This is a genomic window from Membranihabitans marinus, from assembly GCF_019802045.1.
Taxonomy (GTDB): Bacteria; Bacteroidota; Bacteroidia; order Chitinophagales; family Saprospiraceae; genus Membranihabitans; species Membranihabitans marinus_A.
Genome location: NZ_JAHVHU010000010.1, coordinates 187,986 through 203,554 on the forward strand (window position 1 = coordinate 187,986; position 15,569 = coordinate 203,554).

The 15,569-nt window shown below is 42.0% G+C and carries 10 protein-coding genes; 5 read left to right on the forward strand and 5 right to left on the reverse strand.

The features are described 5' to 3' along the window. The first annotated feature begins 9 nt into the window (after nucleotides 1–9). From xseA to KUV50_RS11975, 4 genes are all read left to right on the forward strand, one after another. Nucleotides 10–1,245, forward strand: coding sequence for an exodeoxyribonuclease VII large subunit (gene xseA / locus KUV50_RS11960; RefSeq protein WP_222580390.1), 1,236 nt, complete (start codon nucleotides 10–12; stop codon nucleotides 1,243–1,245). Continuing rightward, nucleotides 1,223–1,420 carry an exodeoxyribonuclease VII small subunit gene (locus KUV50_RS11965; RefSeq protein WP_222580391.1) on the forward strand — a complete coding sequence of 66 codons (198 nt, stop codon included), beginning with the start codon at nucleotides 1,223–1,225 and terminating at the stop codon, nucleotides 1,418–1,420. Before xseA ends, KUV50_RS11965 begins: the two co-directional genes overlap by 23 nt. A gap of 115 nt (nucleotides 1,421–1,535) precedes the next feature. Further along, the gene (locus KUV50_RS11970; protein ID WP_222580392.1) at nucleotides 1,536–2,858 is read left to right on the forward strand and encodes a M16 family metallopeptidase; all 1,323 of its coding nucleotides are present in this window, start codon (nucleotides 1,536–1,538) and stop codon (nucleotides 2,856–2,858) included. Nucleotides 2,859–2,868: 10 nt separating this feature from the next. Next, nucleotides 2,869–5,031, forward strand: coding sequence for a M16 family metallopeptidase (locus KUV50_RS11975; RefSeq protein ID WP_222580393.1), 2,163 nt, complete (start codon nucleotides 2,869–2,871; stop codon nucleotides 5,029–5,031). A gap of 139 nt (nucleotides 5,032–5,170) precedes the next feature. On the opposite strand, the gene KUV50_RS11980 is transcribed toward KUV50_RS11975, so the two are convergent. Then, nucleotides 5,171–6,820, reverse strand: coding sequence for an ABC1 kinase family protein (locus tag KUV50_RS11980; protein WP_222580394.1), 1,650 nt, complete (start codon nucleotides 6,818–6,820; stop codon nucleotides 5,171–5,173). A 381-nt stretch (nucleotides 6,821–7,201) separates the two neighbouring features. Between KUV50_RS11980 and KUV50_RS11985 the strand changes: the two genes are divergently transcribed. Continuing rightward, on the forward strand, nucleotides 7,202–8,596 hold the full coding sequence (locus KUV50_RS11985; protein ID WP_222580395.1) for an FG-GAP repeat domain-containing protein: 1,395 nt from the start codon (nucleotides 7,202–7,204) through the stop codon (nucleotides 8,594–8,596). Between the two features lie 336 nt (nucleotides 8,597–8,932). Here KUV50_RS11985 and KUV50_RS11990 read toward each other — a convergent pair whose 3' ends face one another. The 4 genes from KUV50_RS11990 to KUV50_RS12005 form a co-directional block, all read right to left on the reverse strand. Beyond that, entirely contained in the window at nucleotides 8,933–9,670 is a 738-nt protein-coding gene (locus tag KUV50_RS11990; RefSeq protein ID WP_222580396.1) for a gluconate 2-dehydrogenase subunit 3 family protein, read from the reverse strand. 51 nt (nucleotides 9,671–9,721) lie between these two features. Next, nucleotides 9,722–11,461 carry a GMC oxidoreductase gene (locus KUV50_RS11995; protein ID WP_222580397.1) on the reverse strand — a complete coding sequence of 580 codons (1,740 nt, stop codon included), beginning with the start codon at nucleotides 11,459–11,461 and terminating at the stop codon, nucleotides 9,722–9,724. Nucleotides 11,462–11,625: 164 nt separating this feature from the next. Then, nucleotides 11,626–12,471 carry an acyl-CoA thioesterase gene (locus KUV50_RS12000; RefSeq protein WP_222580398.1) on the reverse strand — a complete coding sequence of 282 codons (846 nt, stop codon included), beginning with the start codon at nucleotides 12,469–12,471 and terminating at the stop codon, nucleotides 11,626–11,628. Nucleotides 12,472–12,697: 226 nt separating this feature from the next. Continuing rightward, nucleotides 12,698–15,511, reverse strand: coding sequence for a putative LPS assembly protein LptD (locus KUV50_RS12005; protein ID WP_222580399.1), 2,814 nt, complete (start codon nucleotides 15,509–15,511; stop codon nucleotides 12,698–12,700). Between the last annotated feature and the right edge of the window lie 58 nt (nucleotides 15,512–15,569).

A 15,569-nucleotide genomic window follows, 5' to 3' on the forward strand; every position in this document is an offset into this window, starting at 1 on the left:
TTTCCCCGGATGAAGCATTTGACTTTATTTGAACTCCATCAATTTATTCAGCGGGTATTTTACCTGAATTTTGAGGAAAGTGTATGGATTGAAGCTGAAATCGCTGAAGGCCGGGAACACAATGGGCACGTCTATTTGACATTGGTTGATAAGGATCCCAATGGACAAATACGAGCAAAAGCATCCTGTTCTTTGTGGCGAAATAAGGTGACTCAATTAAGACGAACCCTGGGTCACCTTTATCCACAAGTGGTCAAAGCAGGAAACAAAGTCAAAGTTAAATGTTCTGTAGAATTCCATCCGAGATATGGCTATTCCCTGCACGCAGATGACTTTGATCCCGCTTATACAGAGGGTTTTCTTTTTCTCGAAAAAAAGAAAACCATAGAACGACTCAAAAAAGAAGGAATTTTCGATCTGAATAAGGCTCTATCACTACCATTAGTTGTGAATCGCATCGCTGTCATCAGTTCTCCCACGGCAGCAGGATACCAGGATTTTATGCATCAGCTGACTGATAATCCATATGAATACACCTACTCCACCGAATTATTTGCCTCTGCGATGCAGGGCGACAAAGTTCAGGATCAATTTGTGGCCGCGCTGAATCACATTATTCAGCGCAAAGAAGAATTTGATGTGATCGTGGTAGTCAGAGGCGGAGGGGCTAGTATTGATCTCAGTGATTTTGATGATTACAAGGTGGCCGCAGCGATTGCACAGTCCCCCTTGCCGGTACTTGCGGGTATCGGTCATGAAAGAGATACTTCAGTGGTAGATATGGTGGCCTTTGCGCGAGTCAAAACACCTACTGCAGCCGCTGAAATGTTGATCGATATCAATTTTCAATATGAAAATAATATCCGGGAAATCCACCGGAAGTTGCAAGAAATCGTCACAAGAAAAGTTCAAGTGCTAAAGCAGGATTTGATGTACACCAAACAAACGATGACGCACCTGGCTAAGTCTCACCTTCGCAACGAAATGTTTCTATTGGAAAAACTGCGTCACTCCTTATACCACGTGACTAACGATGTTATCCAAAAAGAGCTTTTCTTTTTACATGAAATGAACATATGGATCACGCAAAACAATCCCATCCATATCATGCAAAAAGGGTATGCTATGGTGTACCAAAAACATCACCGGATCATGAATTTGAATGCCATCGACAAGGAACAACCTGTTCTTTTGATCATGGATCAACAAAATATCACTATCAATGAAAAATCAGAAACCACCTAAATCTTATTCTGAAGGAAAAGAAGAATTGGAAAACATTCGTCATCAATTGGAAGAAAACAAATTTGATGTCGATCAATTGGAACAATTAATAGATCGAGGCGACTACTTAATCGAATATTTGACGTCCAAACTAAGAAAATTGGAGAATAAAATGGAAAATCTACCCAAAAATTAACCATATTTAATCGTTATTTATTAGATTGAGCTAAAATAATAGTATAAAAACGTCTGTAATTTCACTATCACACTCTGGTGATAAATGCTTTCTTCAGTAGCTAAAACAATAACCAATGTTTAAAAAAATATTTGCACTCGTATTCCTTTTGAAAATCAGTATGGGACTTCAGGCCCAAATGAGTGATCTTCCATTCACAGAATTTGACCTGGAAAATGGACTACATGTCATTCTTCACCAGGATAATTCGACCCCCATCGTAGCTGTTTCCGTGCTATACCATGTTGGTTCTAAAAATGAAAATCCAAACCGGACCGGCTTTGCACATTTTTTTGAACATCTGATGTTTGAAGGTTCTGAAAATATTGACCGAGGAGAATTTGACACCTACGTATCCAATGCCGGTGGGGTAAACAATGCGAACACGACCCAAGACCGAACTTTCTATTACGAGATTTTTCCATCCAATCAACTCGAACTCGGACTGTGGCTCGAATCCGAACGAATGTTGCACGCTAAAATAGACCACAAGGGCATAGAAACACAGCGCGAAGTAGTCAAAGAAGAAAAACGTCAACGGGTAGACAATCAACCGTACGGAACATGGCTATCTAATTCTTTTGAACGAGCCTATCATGTACATCCCTACAAATGGCCGGTGATCGGATCGATGGAAGACCTCAATGCTGCATCGGATGAAGATTTTAAAAACTTTTATAAAAAATATTACCTCCCCAATAATGCAACGCTTTCTATCGCCGGCGACATAGACATCGAACAAACAAAAGCACTTATTGCAAAGTATTTCTCAGATATACCTGCAGGTCCGGAAGTTACCCAGCCCGACATCGTAGAACCACCACTAGAGGGTCCCATAGTCGATACCATTTATGACAATATCAGTCTTCCTGCGATGTTTTTGACGTATCGTATCCCGGCTCAAACGGACCCGGATATTTATCCGATCAAGATGTTGGCAACCTTGCTATCCGGAGGTGAAAGCTCCAGAATGGTTAAGAAATTAAAAAATGAAGAAAAGCTCGCCATACAGATTACAAACTTCCCGATGAATCTGGAAGATCCCGGAGTAAGTTTTATGATTGGGTTACCGAATATGGGAATTGAATTATCTGCATTATTGGAAGGGGTGGATCAAGAGATCGTGAAGGTCCAAAATGAACTCATAACAGATCGGGAATATCAAAAGTTGCAGAATCAATTTGAAAGTGAATTTATTCAAAATAATACCAGCATGGTGGCCATTGCAGAATCACTGGCGAATTATTACACCTATTTTGGGAATACTAATTTGATCAACACAGAAATCGAGAAAATAAAAAATGTTACCAAAGAAGACATTCGTCGGGTGGCGAACGATTATTTTACGCCCGACAACCGCGTCGTCCTCTTTTATTTGCCAAAGCAACAGAACCAATAATCAAAACGTCATGAAAAACATACAATCATATATATTGCTCGGATGGATCACGCTTTTTGTATTCAGCTGTACACCGAAGGTCAGTCAGGATATGCAAACCAGTCCGGGTGAAACAGCACAATCTGACAACTGGCGTGCTACGCCGCCTAAGCCAGCCCCTGCTCCTGCTTTTAATCTTGGTGAATATGAAAGCTTCCAACTCGAAAACGGCCTCAACGTTATTGTCGTGGAAAATCATAAATTACCTGTGGTTTCATATCAGCTGTTCGTAGATCGCGGACCGCTCAAAGAGGGTGAAATTGCTGGCATATCTTCGATTACCGGCCAAATGTTGCGCACAGGCACGGATGAAATGTCTAAGGAAGAAATCGATGAAAAATTGGATTTCATTGCGGCGACGCTCAGCACCAGTTCTAGTGGATTTTTTGCTTCTTCACTCAAGAAACACAGTGATGAATTATTGGATATAGCCACTGATGTTCTTTACCATCCCAGCTTCCCCGAGTCTGAATTTAACCGAATCATTCAAACCACAAAGTCAGGCCTGGCTTTTCAAAAATCGGATCCCAATTCGATTTCTGCTAATGTAGGAAATGCAATCCTTTATGGTAAAGAACATGCATATGGAGAGTTTACCACTGAAGAATCGGTGGAAGCTATTACACTAAATGATGTACGTGAGTTTTACAATGACAATTACTTTCCGAACAAAACATATCTAATAATTGTAGGAGATATCTCTACTTCGGAAGCTAAATCACAGGCCCAAAATTACTTTGGTGACTGGAAGCGAAAAGAAGATTTTTCACCCATGATTCCGGCATCTGTCAATCGACCAGCACAAAATACAGTCAGTTTTATAAACAAAGATGGTGCAGTTCAATCGGTGGTAACAGTGGCTCAGACCAATAATTACAAGCCCAATGCTGAAGATCGCATGGCTGCCTCTCTGATGAATACAATTCTAGGCGGGTATTTTGGGTCGCGACTCAATAAAAACATCCGGGAAGACAAAGGGTACACCTATGGTATTCGATCGTCTCTAAGCCCGGATCGTTATATCGGAGATTTTTCCATTTCTGCCAGCGTAAGAAATGAAGTCACCGACAGTACTTTGACCGAGATTCTTCATGAATTGAATGAAATAAGGAACGAACTTGTTTCCCAAGAAGAACTTGAGCTGGTAAAAAACGTCAAGACAGGACAGTTTGCCCGTGGACTGGAAAGCCCGCAGACCATTGCGCAGTATGCACTAAATATAGCCCGTTACGATCTTCCTAAAGACTATTACGAAACCTACCTGGAACGATTAGAAAAAATCACACCAGAAGACATTCGAATGGCGGCCCAAAAGTACCTGGATCCCACAAAACTGGATATCATTATCGTGGGAAATGAATCAGCAGTTGCAAAAAACCTGCTACCATTTGCTAAAGGTGGTGAAATTGACTTTTACGACACCAAGGCAAATAAGGTCGACAAATCTATAGACGGATCAAATGCGGAAGAAACGTTGGATGGAATTGACGCGCAGACCATCATCGAAAAATACATCGATGCAGTAGGTGGCCGGGAAAAGCTATCCGCTGTCAATAGCTTTATAATGAAGTCACAGGCTTCTACTCCGATGGGTGATGTCACCACAACTATTCAGGGTAAGGATAACACAAAGGTCAATATGAAGGTTGAAGCCTCCGGAATGGTTGTGCAAGAAATCACCTTTAACGGACTCAAAGCAGAAGTTGGCGGTGTACAAGGCAGCCAGGTGATTACTGACCCCAAACAATTTGATCGTTTCCGGGATATGGCTCAGTTTGCTGAAGAACTTGAATATTTCAATTCTGACAATTATAAGATCACATTTCAGGGAAAAGATAAAGTGGATGATGAACCCGCTTATAAAATCCAGGTTATGAAGTCAGATGGTTCGACAACCACAGAGTTTTATAATGCTACCTCAGGACTTAAAATGAAAGAAGTTATGAATGTGGAAGCCAATGGCCAACAAATCACCACCACTCAAAAGTTGGATGATTACCAAGTCGTAGAGGGTGTTAAAGTTCCCATGAAAATGACACTTTCCGGTGGTGGGATGCCTTTTGAGATGGTTACTGAAGTAGTGGATATACAGATTAATCCGGAAATATCGGATGAGGTTTTTGAGATTAATTGAAAAAATCTCCCAAAAGTTGGGGTTGAGAATTGGAATTCAGTAACCGTGGTACATCTTTTTACATAGAATAGTCCTTGATTCTGGCGGGCAAATTTGGGTTAAACCATTGTTGTCATTGAGCAATCAAGAAATTCAACCATCATCTGTCTTTAAATAGGATTTGTACACCCACGATGCCTGCGCCTACAAATGCTAATATCAGAGTCAGCATAGCCAGGCCCGGATATCCGAATAGTGTAAAACCGGATGGAATACTCATAAGCATCGATGCAGAAATCAACAATGCTGCAACAATCAGCCCCATGGTAATCCGATTCGCCACTTTCTGAAAACCAGACATCAGTTGCTTCTCATCCAGCGACTCGATTTTCATTTCCCATTGATTTTCAGCCAAGTTATGAAGTAACTTATTTAGTCGTCCGGGTAGTAATTCAATAAATTCCTTGCTTTCCAGAGCGGTGGTAAAAAAGTGATGTTCCACCATATTCTTGTACACATACTTCCGCATTAAGTCCGTGACATGTCGTTGAATCGCTTTGCGGGGATTAAAATCCGGTGCAATGCTCGCACCGACCTGATCCAAATTTAGCAAAGCTTTCCCCAACAGACTGAGGCTTACAGGGAGGACATAACCATAATCTCCCGCGATTTTGATCACTTCAAAAATCAACTTACCGGTCTGGAGATTTTCCATGGTCATGTGCTCATTTTCTTGAACCAACAGACCAATATCTTGCTTAAATTGTTCGGGGCGCACTTCCTCCAATTCTCGGCTCATTTCGATCAGGAGTCCAGCCAGCTTATCCCCGTTGGCTTCACCGAGATACAATAATAATTTTAAATAATGTTCTTTGTATTCTTCACCAAAATACGCGACCATGCCGACATCAAGTAAGGCTATCTTGTTGTCCTCTGTAAGATGAATGTTCCCCGGATGGGGATCAGCATGCATAAAACCATCGATAACAATTTGCTGCAGATACGCTTCAAAAAGTTCTTTAACCAAAGTAATGCCATCCAATTCCAATTTTCGCAATGGGGTTATGGCGGTTATTTTTTCCCCATCGAGATATTTCATGGTCAATATCCTACTGGTTGTATAATCAACCACCGGATCCGGGATAATAAGGTGTTCAAAATTTTTCAGGTTGTCCGCCAGAACCAACATATTTCGGGCTTCCTTTTGATAGTCCAGTTCCCGAAACAACGTTTTCTTAAAATAAGCAAAGAGCTCTTTGGCTGCAATTTGTTTACCTATCCGGGTATTTTCTTCCATAAAGGAAGCTGCCGATCCCAATACCTCCAGTTCTTCCTGTATTTTCTCTCGAATACCAGGCCGCTGAACCTTGACAACCACCTTCGTCCCATCACGTAATTCTGCCCGATGGACCTGACCCAGGGAAGCAGAAGCTAACGGAATTTCATCAAACGAGTTAAACGCTTTTGAAATGCGAACACCGAGATCTTCCTGGATAATCTCATTAACTTTTTCAAATTCGACCGGAGGAACTTTATCTTGCAGGTCAGCGAGCGCCTCTATAAACTTCTGAGGCAGCAAATCAGGCCGGGTAGAAAGCAACTGTCCCAGTTTTATAAAAGCAGGCCCCATTGCAATAAGATCCGTCGTCAACTCTTCCGGCGTTACATCATCAGATTCTTCTTTCTGCTCCCATCCATCATCCATTTCATCAGACAAACCCGCATTTTTAACCAGGCTGCTGGTTCCATACTTGTAGAGAAACGCAGCAAGTTTCTTATACTGGCTTAGTTTTTTCATTTCGAGAGCCATGTTCTATTTTTTTGTTTGAAGGTTATCAAATATAACATTTTCTACCGCATCACACCTGGCATTGTCAGGATTTCACTGGCAATTCATTAAACCTCTCTTTCTCGAATGTAGTTTAACATCAGGATATAGTATCAAGAATGTAGTCATCCTCTCAAAAATATTGATTTTCTTGTGATTACCATGCGGCAAAAAATAAACGTTTTAATGATCGCCTTGTGCGGTGTCTTATATTTCTGTACAAACTCAACCCGACCAAGCAGCCCTTCCCCATCGGGTCTTTCTGGTGGAGAATTGGCAAAGCTTCACTGCGGAAGCTGCCATCAGTTTGTTCATCCGGAAATACTTACAAAATCTATTTGGAGCAAAGACGTCTTACCGGCTATGGGCCATCGAATGGGAATCTATTCAGACGGTGAGCGACCGGACAGCTTATTTGATAAGGGGAGTGGTCGTGAAGCTATCGAAGTCGCAAACATATTTCCGGAACACCCGGTTCTGGCGAAAGAAGATTGGGAAAAAATAGTCAATTATTATGTGGCACAGGCACCAGATACGCTCACCAGAGTAAGAAATCGAGTAAAGATAAAAAATGGATTAAAGCACTTTTCTTACAAGGAAGCGCACCATTCGTTGCCTCCTTCCCTGACCACACTAGTGAAAATTCTACCAGAAAACCGGGGAATAGTATACGGAGATACCAAGCCAGGCATCAATAAACTGATCTTTCTTAATGAAAATCTCCACAAAGAGTCCGAACTCAGCTTTAAAACGGCACCGATTCATTATGCAGAGAAATCAGATACATTATATTTAACGACCATCGGTAAAAATCCCTTCCCCAACGACAGAAAAGACGGTGACTTGCAGATCATATATAAAGCAAATAGGGGTATGGAGTATAATAAATCAAAAATACTTGTACCTGATTTAAAAAGACCTGTATCTGTAGCATATGGAGATATTACACTGAATGGAATGGAAGATGTCGTGGTATGTGAATTTGGAAACCATACCGGACAATTGAGCTGGTTTCAAAATAAAGGCGATAATCACTACGAAAAGCACGTGTTGCGGGATGCTCCTGGCGCCATTCACTCCGTTATTACAGATCTTAACCACGATGGACGTCCCGATATCATAGCCCTGATGAGCCAGGGTCAGGAAGGGTTGTTTTATTATGAAAATAACGGCCACGAAGAAAAAACGCCTCGCGGAGCACCTACCTTTACAGAAAAGCAATTGCTATCCTTTTCACCATTAAACGGATCGCAATATTTTGAACTTTGTGATTTCAATGATGATGGACATCTGGATATCTTATATGTCTGCGGTGACAATGCTGATAAAACCCCCATTTTGAAAGAGTACCACGGGGTGTATATTTACCTGAATGACGGTCATCAAAATTTTAGTCTAACGTGGTTTTATCCTCAAAACGGCGCTTATAAAGCTATTGCCCGTGATTTTGATCAGGACGGAGACGTGGATATTGCTTCCATTTCATTTTTCCCTGATTATGTGGAGACACCAGAAGAAAGCTTTATTTACCTCGAGAATAACGGAAATATGGAATTCACTCCATACTCTTTTCCTGAGTCAACCCGGGGCCGATGGATGGTCATGGATGTGGGGGACATGGATGGTGATGGCGATCTGGACATTGTTCTTGGTTCATTTGTTTATTTTAGTCCAATGGGTGATACCACAGGGCTCGGTGATAAATGGATGCAGGAAGGCCCTTCTGTGATTGTCTTGGAAAATACAATTACCCAGTAGTAAAGGTGCGATGAACCTGCGTTTAGCCTCACACACCTTGGTAGAACGGTGCTCCAGTTCCGCATGTGGTTATCGGTTGAGATGGGTTTGAACACAGGGATGAGGTCTCTTCAAAAAGAAAGAAAAATATGTGAGGTTAATTGTGCTCTAAAAATCTGTGAACAGATGGGAGGAGCAAAACAGGCACAATTACACTGCTTCGATTAAACTTGAGTAAGTCATATAATCGCACACATTATCCATTGATGTTAGAGCAGTCCCCGACGGTGTGGGGGATGACTTCCCGGGGCAATCCATGTTAACAAGTATAGCAATTCTACTGAAACAAGATTAACTTCATAACTCATACCCGCTCCAATCCTCAATTTCTTCCCGTTCTTCGGGTTTAAGAAACCGGTCTTTATATTCGTCCCGATAAAACTTATTGTGTTTTTTCTGAACTTCTTCTGGGATCCCATCCCAGGCATTGGGTTGATTTCCCACGTATCCCAGGTCATCAATTCCGATTCTGGTGGTATAAAAACCCGTGGTCACCAGATTTCGAATATTGGAAAAAAATCGAGCGCCGGCCTGGTATTCAGGTGCTACATCATCAGGATAAGCTATATCGTCAACGATCTCAATTTGTTGTTCTTCATTTAAATCTTTAAACACCTTGTCAAACCGCCGATTACTTTCATGGTCCAACCACATCAACCCGCCTCGCATAGGAATCTGATGATAAGGCATGTCTTTCACGATAAACTCAATAAACTCAGGTACTTTGGCATCTGTTGCAGAGCCTGACACTTCATCCGCAGGAATGATGATGTCCGCTAATACTGCAATGGTTGCCATCTCATGATCATTGAAAAAGGTTTGAGAAAACAACATTTCATCTCTGGCTTGTTCTGCAGGTGTCCGGCCATAGCCGTGTCCCGGTGCATCCAAGTCTACTCCTAGATCCTTGCCCAGGTTGACCTCCTCCTCGGATACTGCTCCTGGTTCCATATGATCCGGGTTGCATCCTGTAAGCACAAAAGATGAAGCAAAAGATCCGACGACTAAAGTTTTCAAAGTTTCTCTACGGTCCATGACAATGTATTTTTGAGCTAACTAAACACCTACGTGCGTAGTGAGCTTTATTTAAATATTTTGTTTTTTCAATTGATCAACAATGTAATCTGAAGTTCTCCAGGAAAGAGCCAAAATGGTCCATGTTGGGTTTTTATCAGCCTGTGATACAAAAGGCCCGCCATCCACCACAAACAGGTTGTCCACATCATGTGCCTGGCAGTATTTATTGAGTACGCTGGTATTCTTATCATTACCCATGCGTGTGGTACCTACTTCGTGAATAATTTCACCCGGTTTGGTTAAGCCATATTGTCTTTCTGGTCCGGGTTTCTCGCCCAGAACAATGCCTCCCATATTGTGTATGATTTCTTCGAAGGTATCGACCATGTGTTTTGCCTGCATTACTTCATCGTTGGTCCATTTGTAATGAAACCGCAACACAGGAATTCCATAACTATCCACCGTATTAGGATCGATTTCACAATAATTATCATACTGTGGTATCGATTCACCTCGCCCTGCAAACCCAAGCGTAGATCCATAAAACCGACGAACATCCTCTTTAAGACGCTTTCCGTATCCTCCAGGTCGATTATCTCCATTTTCTCTTGGAACCAACCGACTTAGATTCTCCATACCAAACCCAAAACCATACGCAGGCATGCCCATTCCACCCCAATATTCAATGTGGTAACCTCGTGTAAACCCATCGTGTTTTTGATCATTGCCCCACCAAGGGGTGTATAGATGCATCCCTCCTACTCCGTCTTCATTGTATCGTTGTCGGTCCATCAATTCAGGAATCAGAGCCATCATCCCTGACCCTGTAGAATCATGGATGTACCGACCTACATGATTACTGGAATTGGCCAATCCGTTCGGATGCGCACGAGATTTGGAATTGAGTAAAATTCGGGCGGAACTTGCTGCACTAGCAGCCAGCACGACCACTTTACCTTTTACAACGTATTCCTTCATATCCTCCTTGTTGATATAGGAAACACCGGTAGCACGTCCGTTTTCATCAGTGATCACCTCCCGAACCATCGCATTCAGATACATTTCAATGTTCCCATCAGTCATGGTGGGCTGAATCAGGGAGTAAGCCGATGAAAAATCTGCATAAACCATACAGCCACGGGAGCATTGACTGCAAAAAAAACAAGGTCCTCGACGGTCATCCAACTTTTTGGTCAACATAGACAATCTCGAAGGGATCATTGGAATTCCCATTTTCAAAACGGAATCTCTGACATACAATTCATGTAACCGGGGCTTTGGGGGAGGCAAAAAATAACCATCCGGTTCATTGGGCATATTCTCTTTCGTCCCAAAAACCCCAATTAATTGATCAACTTTATCATAATATGGGGCGACGTCATCATAGCTAATGGGCCAATTATCTCCCTTGCCATCATAATCTTTACGTTTGAAGTCCAGCGGGCCAAACCGAAGTGAAATCCGTCCCCAATGGTTAGTCCGCCCTCCCAACATCCGTGACCGAAACCATCGAAAATTGGATCCGTCTTTTTGTGTATAGGGTTCATCTTCTATGTTCCACCCCCCGTACGCCATATCAAAGTCACCAAATGCCCGAGTAGAACCAGCACCCCGGCGCGGTGATTCCCAGGGCCACCTGAGTTGCGTTCTCTGGGCGGGATCCGTGGAATCAAAATCAGGTCCGGCTTCCAGTAGCGCAATTTTCAACCCCGCATCAGATAATGTTTTGGCAGCCATGCCACCTCCGGCACCGGAGCCTACGATAACCACATCGTACTCTTTTCCTTGTTCTTTGATTTGAAAAGCCATATATTTTGTTTTTGACGTCACTCAGGACGTTCCCTTAATTTCAGACTAAAATGTAATAAATGATAAACCAGGTGAAACATAGTTCACGGCCTCTTTTTTGTATTCAAACTCCAAGATATTATTATTTATCAAATTGAAAAAATAAAAGACAAGACCTTTTTATCCTAAGTAGTGACCGGCCGGATCAGTCCTTCCTGACTAATCCGTGATACACATTCGCCATTCAGATTGTATATGGACCCTGTCGTAAATCCTCTTGCTGACCGGGCAATGGGGCTGTTCACACTATACAGATTCCACTCCTGAATGTCTACAGGACGGAAAACCCACATCGCATGATCTAAACTAGCCATTATCGTATTTTCATAAGTGGCTTTTTCATGTGGCAATATGGCCGTCGACAAGAGGTTGTAATCAGATACGTAAGCCAGTAATGCATCTGTTTCCGGCCGAGATAAAGAATCATCATATCTGTATTTAAAATAGATATCTCTCCGCGGTTCATATTTTCCTGGAAGCATCGGGTTGGACAAATCCAAAGGCTTGAACTCAAAGGGGAATTCTACTTCAAGCAATCGTTTGGCGACCGGTGGTAAGAATCCGTACATTTTTTTCTTCATTTCGTCAAAACTTTGAACTTCTTCCGGAGGCGCAACCTGCGGAGACTGATCCTGGTGTGTATACCCCTGCTCTTCTTTTTGAAACGATGCAGCCATTATAAAGATAACTTTTCCTTTTTGCTCAGCAAGTACCCGTCTCGTACTAAAACTTCCGCCATCTCGAATTTCATTAACACGATAAACGATATTGACAGATTGATCTCCAGGTAAAATAAAATAGCTGTGCAATGAATGCAGGTATCGGTCTTCCGGCACGGAATCATAAGCTGCCAGAATAGCTTGTGCTAGAACGTGTCCGCCAAAAATATGGCGGGTACCAATAGAGAAATTTTTACCAACATATTCGTTTTTGTCAGATTTTTCAATTCTGATTTGGTCTATATATTTCATGATAATCTATTTATTTTGGTTATATATCCGGCAGATATGATTCCTTATAAGGCGGAACCAACACGCCCGGAAGAAGGTGCGTATGTCCGTAAAATTACTATAAAATATTATTAGTCGTGCGAAAGATATCCATTGATTTATGCATATACCAAAGGTCCCATAAGTAGTGCAGGAGGGATAAAATGATTTATTTTTCTGCTTTTGCGGTTTCCAACCTCCATCAAATCTAAAACGGCGAATAACCTGAATCCTGAATACCTCGATTGTAAGGTAAGTCAATAAAGTCCAGTGGGGCATTTTTCACTCTAATATTAAATAAAAAAGTCCCCCGGGTTGGTTGCCAGCTAAATGACAACTGCCAACAATGTAAGTCACGTGTAAAACCAAAATCAGGGTAGGTCAATTGCTTCCTCTGAAAGTCGTATCCAAAGTTGCCCACCCGTACACCCCAATGCTCAGTGAGGTCAACATTACCGGACATGCGAATATTATTGGTCGATAATTGGAACACATCCTTATCTCTCGATGGGTCCCAGACAAACCGTATTTCATGAGATACCCGAAAATTATCAAATAAACCCTCTGACCGTGCAATTTTTGATTGTTTATCGTCGGACGATGCATCGGGTTCCGGTTTTTGCAAAAACTCCCGAATCTTACCGACTGTCATATTTGTGCTTAATGACGCCCGAAGACCGTTGAAGCGAAACAGTCCAGCGCCCGTCTTGTAGTAAAATTTATCAATTCTTCGATTTCTCTCATCAACTGCATACGGATCCAGTTGTGTTGAAAACCGAAAATACGAAATGCCTTTAAACAGGGTCGTATTGGCATTGAAATTAATCATTGAAAAATTAAGAGAATCGGCCTTGGGATTGTAATTCCCTGAAAAGTCAAAAGTTTTAAACAATGAAATTTTCTTAGCTGTCGAATCCGGTCGATTCCAAAGCTTGGCTTCGAGTACATTGCGAAGGCTGTACGATACATTGAAATTACCCTGGCTGGTGGAAGGAGCGCCGTAAATACCTTCTTCAAAAAATGAATAGCGTTCAATATAATCCGGTCCGCGATCGATCCGATTCAAGGTATCTGTATAATTCCAGGGACTATTCGCATAATCGGGTTTGAACGAAAGGCTGACCGAAGGTTTTGCTACGTGCCGGAATCCTCGAAACCATCCTTTAGAGGACAACTTGGTATAATATAAAGCGGTTTGAAAATTCAGGGAAGCTCCGATATCATGAACCGGAAAAAACCCATTCGTGGTATCCTTTTCGACCATGCCGTAACTGACCGTATCCCGGGTAATGATTAACTGATTATCGACTGTCCTGACGGTATCGTATTCTATAACCGGATCCGAAACAAAATTTCGTTTAACTTTATCAAAATACCACCGTTCATTGAGATTTACACTCGGCGTCACACTGATGTATTTCAACAACCGATACGACGCATTTAACCCCACCTGATGTTGTGCACCGTATTTCTGGCTTTTCCACAATTCCGGTTGAAAAATGGTCGTATCCGTGGTTTGTATTTTATTATCGAAGGATCCGCTATAAGTCAGCAAGATCTTTTCATACCATTGTTCATCTCCGACACTTTTCTTCTTCTTAAAGGGTTGTAAAGAACGCATGCGCAGATCAAAAGAAGGCAAGGTAAAGCTGACGGACCGATTGTTGGAATTCTGAGAATGTGAGATGTTTGAGGTCATGCTAAAAGGCGTTCCCGGAAACTCCCGGCGATAGCTAATCTGTGAACTGGTATTGTTGTTCAGGACCTGGTTGGCCTGATTATAATTCAGCTTGTCGAATCCACTCGTGGTAAAATTCACACTGGCGGAAAAATTCTGATATGGATGTGCTGATCGATCCTGAGAATGATTCCACCGCAAGGCAAACGATCTGTTTTTTTGTTTTTCCAAACTACTGGCCAATTCCTGAATACGGTTTGAAAAACTGACAGAAAATCCACCGTTAAATTTATATCGCTTTCGGTAATTGGACTGAACGTCCACCAACCAGGATCCATTAAAATAAATATCACCCCGTGCCGTCAGGTTCATGTGTTCACTAATGGGTTGATACCAACCGATGCCCCGCAATCCAAAACCCCACTGTTGCGAATATTCATAACTGGGTACGATCAGTCCTTCCTTGGCAGTAGATACGATGGGATAAAACCCAAAAGGCAAAACCAGCGGTGTGGGAATGCCCATGATCTGGAGATTGGAAGGTCCCACAATCACTTCTTTGTTTGGAACAATTTTTTGTTTATTACTCCATATTCCAAAGTGCGGGACTGGTGCATTGCACGTGGTAAAAATGGCATTTTTGTTATAGATCGTCTGAATAGTATCCTTCGGATCCTGGCTTTCGATAAACTTTGTTTCGGTTCCATGTATATACAGATTGCTTTGAAAGGTCACTGCATTATATACCTTTCCCTTTCCGGTTTTGAAGTTGTAGCGCATTTCATTTGCATCAAATTCATTGGTTCCGTCACTAAACAACGGTGTTCCGGGTTTATGACCGGGGAGTCCTCCCCCGCCATCCACCGGCGGAGCTTCTCGATTCTCTCTTCCTGGCTCAATTGGTTCGCCGGTTATAGGATCGATTTGAACACCATCAATCAGTTCATCTTCAAAAGGCAAAACATCCTCTTCCGGGATGGTCGTTGTATCTTCCACGATGGTCGCGACCGTATCATAGACAGTATTTCCAATCAAAAATTTCATACTATCCGGCAATAATCGAGCGGTCGCGATATTCTTTTTCAGATCTACCTCAATATAATCCGCATTTCGAATGGAAAACTGTTCGTATTCCACAAAGGCGTTTCCATACAGGTATACAAGATTCTTTTGAGGATCAAAATATGTTTTATGATCTGCCCCGTATTTGGCACTGGAGGAAAAAGCGTCGGGGGATAGAATTATATCATCTAGATTTTCTGAGGACTTTAAGGAATCATTCGCAAGAGATACACTGTCTGAAGCGTTATCCAATAGAGGATCCTGGGCAAAAACGCGCTCCATCGAACAAATTAACATAAAAATTACTATGTAATAAATTGATTTCAAATGTTTTTGGCTT

Bases quoted from the DNA above. Each gene is read 5' to 3' on its own strand.
- KUV50_RS12005 (WP_222580399.1), bottom strand. From the start codon at position 15,511: ATGGAGCGCGTTTTTGCCCAGGATCCTCTATTGGATAACGCTTCAGAC.
- KUV50_RS11970 (WP_222580392.1), top strand. From the start codon at position 1,536: ATGTTTAAAAAAATATTTGCACTCGTATTCCTTTTGAAAATCAGTATG.
- KUV50_RS12000 (WP_222580398.1), bottom strand. From the start codon at position 12,471: ATGAAATATATAGACCAAATCAGAATTGAAAAATCTGACAAAAACGAA.
- KUV50_RS11975 (WP_222580393.1), top strand. From the start codon at position 2,869: ATGAAAAACATACAATCATATATATTGCTCGGATGGATCACGCTTTTT.
- KUV50_RS11965 (WP_222580391.1), top strand. From the start codon at position 1,223: ATGAAAAATCAGAAACCACCTAAATCTTATTCTGAAGGAAAAGAAGAA.
- KUV50_RS11985 (WP_222580395.1), top strand. From the start codon at position 7,202: ATGGGCCATCGAATGGGAATCTATTCAGACGGTGAGCGACCGGACAGC.
- KUV50_RS11990 (WP_222580396.1), bottom strand. From the start codon at position 9,670: ATGGACCGTAGAGAAACTTTGAAAACTTTAGTCGTCGGATCTTTTGCT.
- KUV50_RS11980 (WP_222580394.1), bottom strand. From the start codon at position 6,820: ATGGCTCTCGAAATGAAAAAACTAAGCCAGTATAAGAAACTTGCTGCG.
- xseA (WP_222580390.1), top strand. From the start codon at position 10: ATGAAGCATTTGACTTTATTTGAACTCCATCAATTTATTCAGCGGGTA.
- KUV50_RS11995 (WP_222580397.1), bottom strand. From the start codon at position 11,461: ATGGCTTTTCAAATCAAAGAACAAGGAAAAGAGTACGATGTGGTTATC.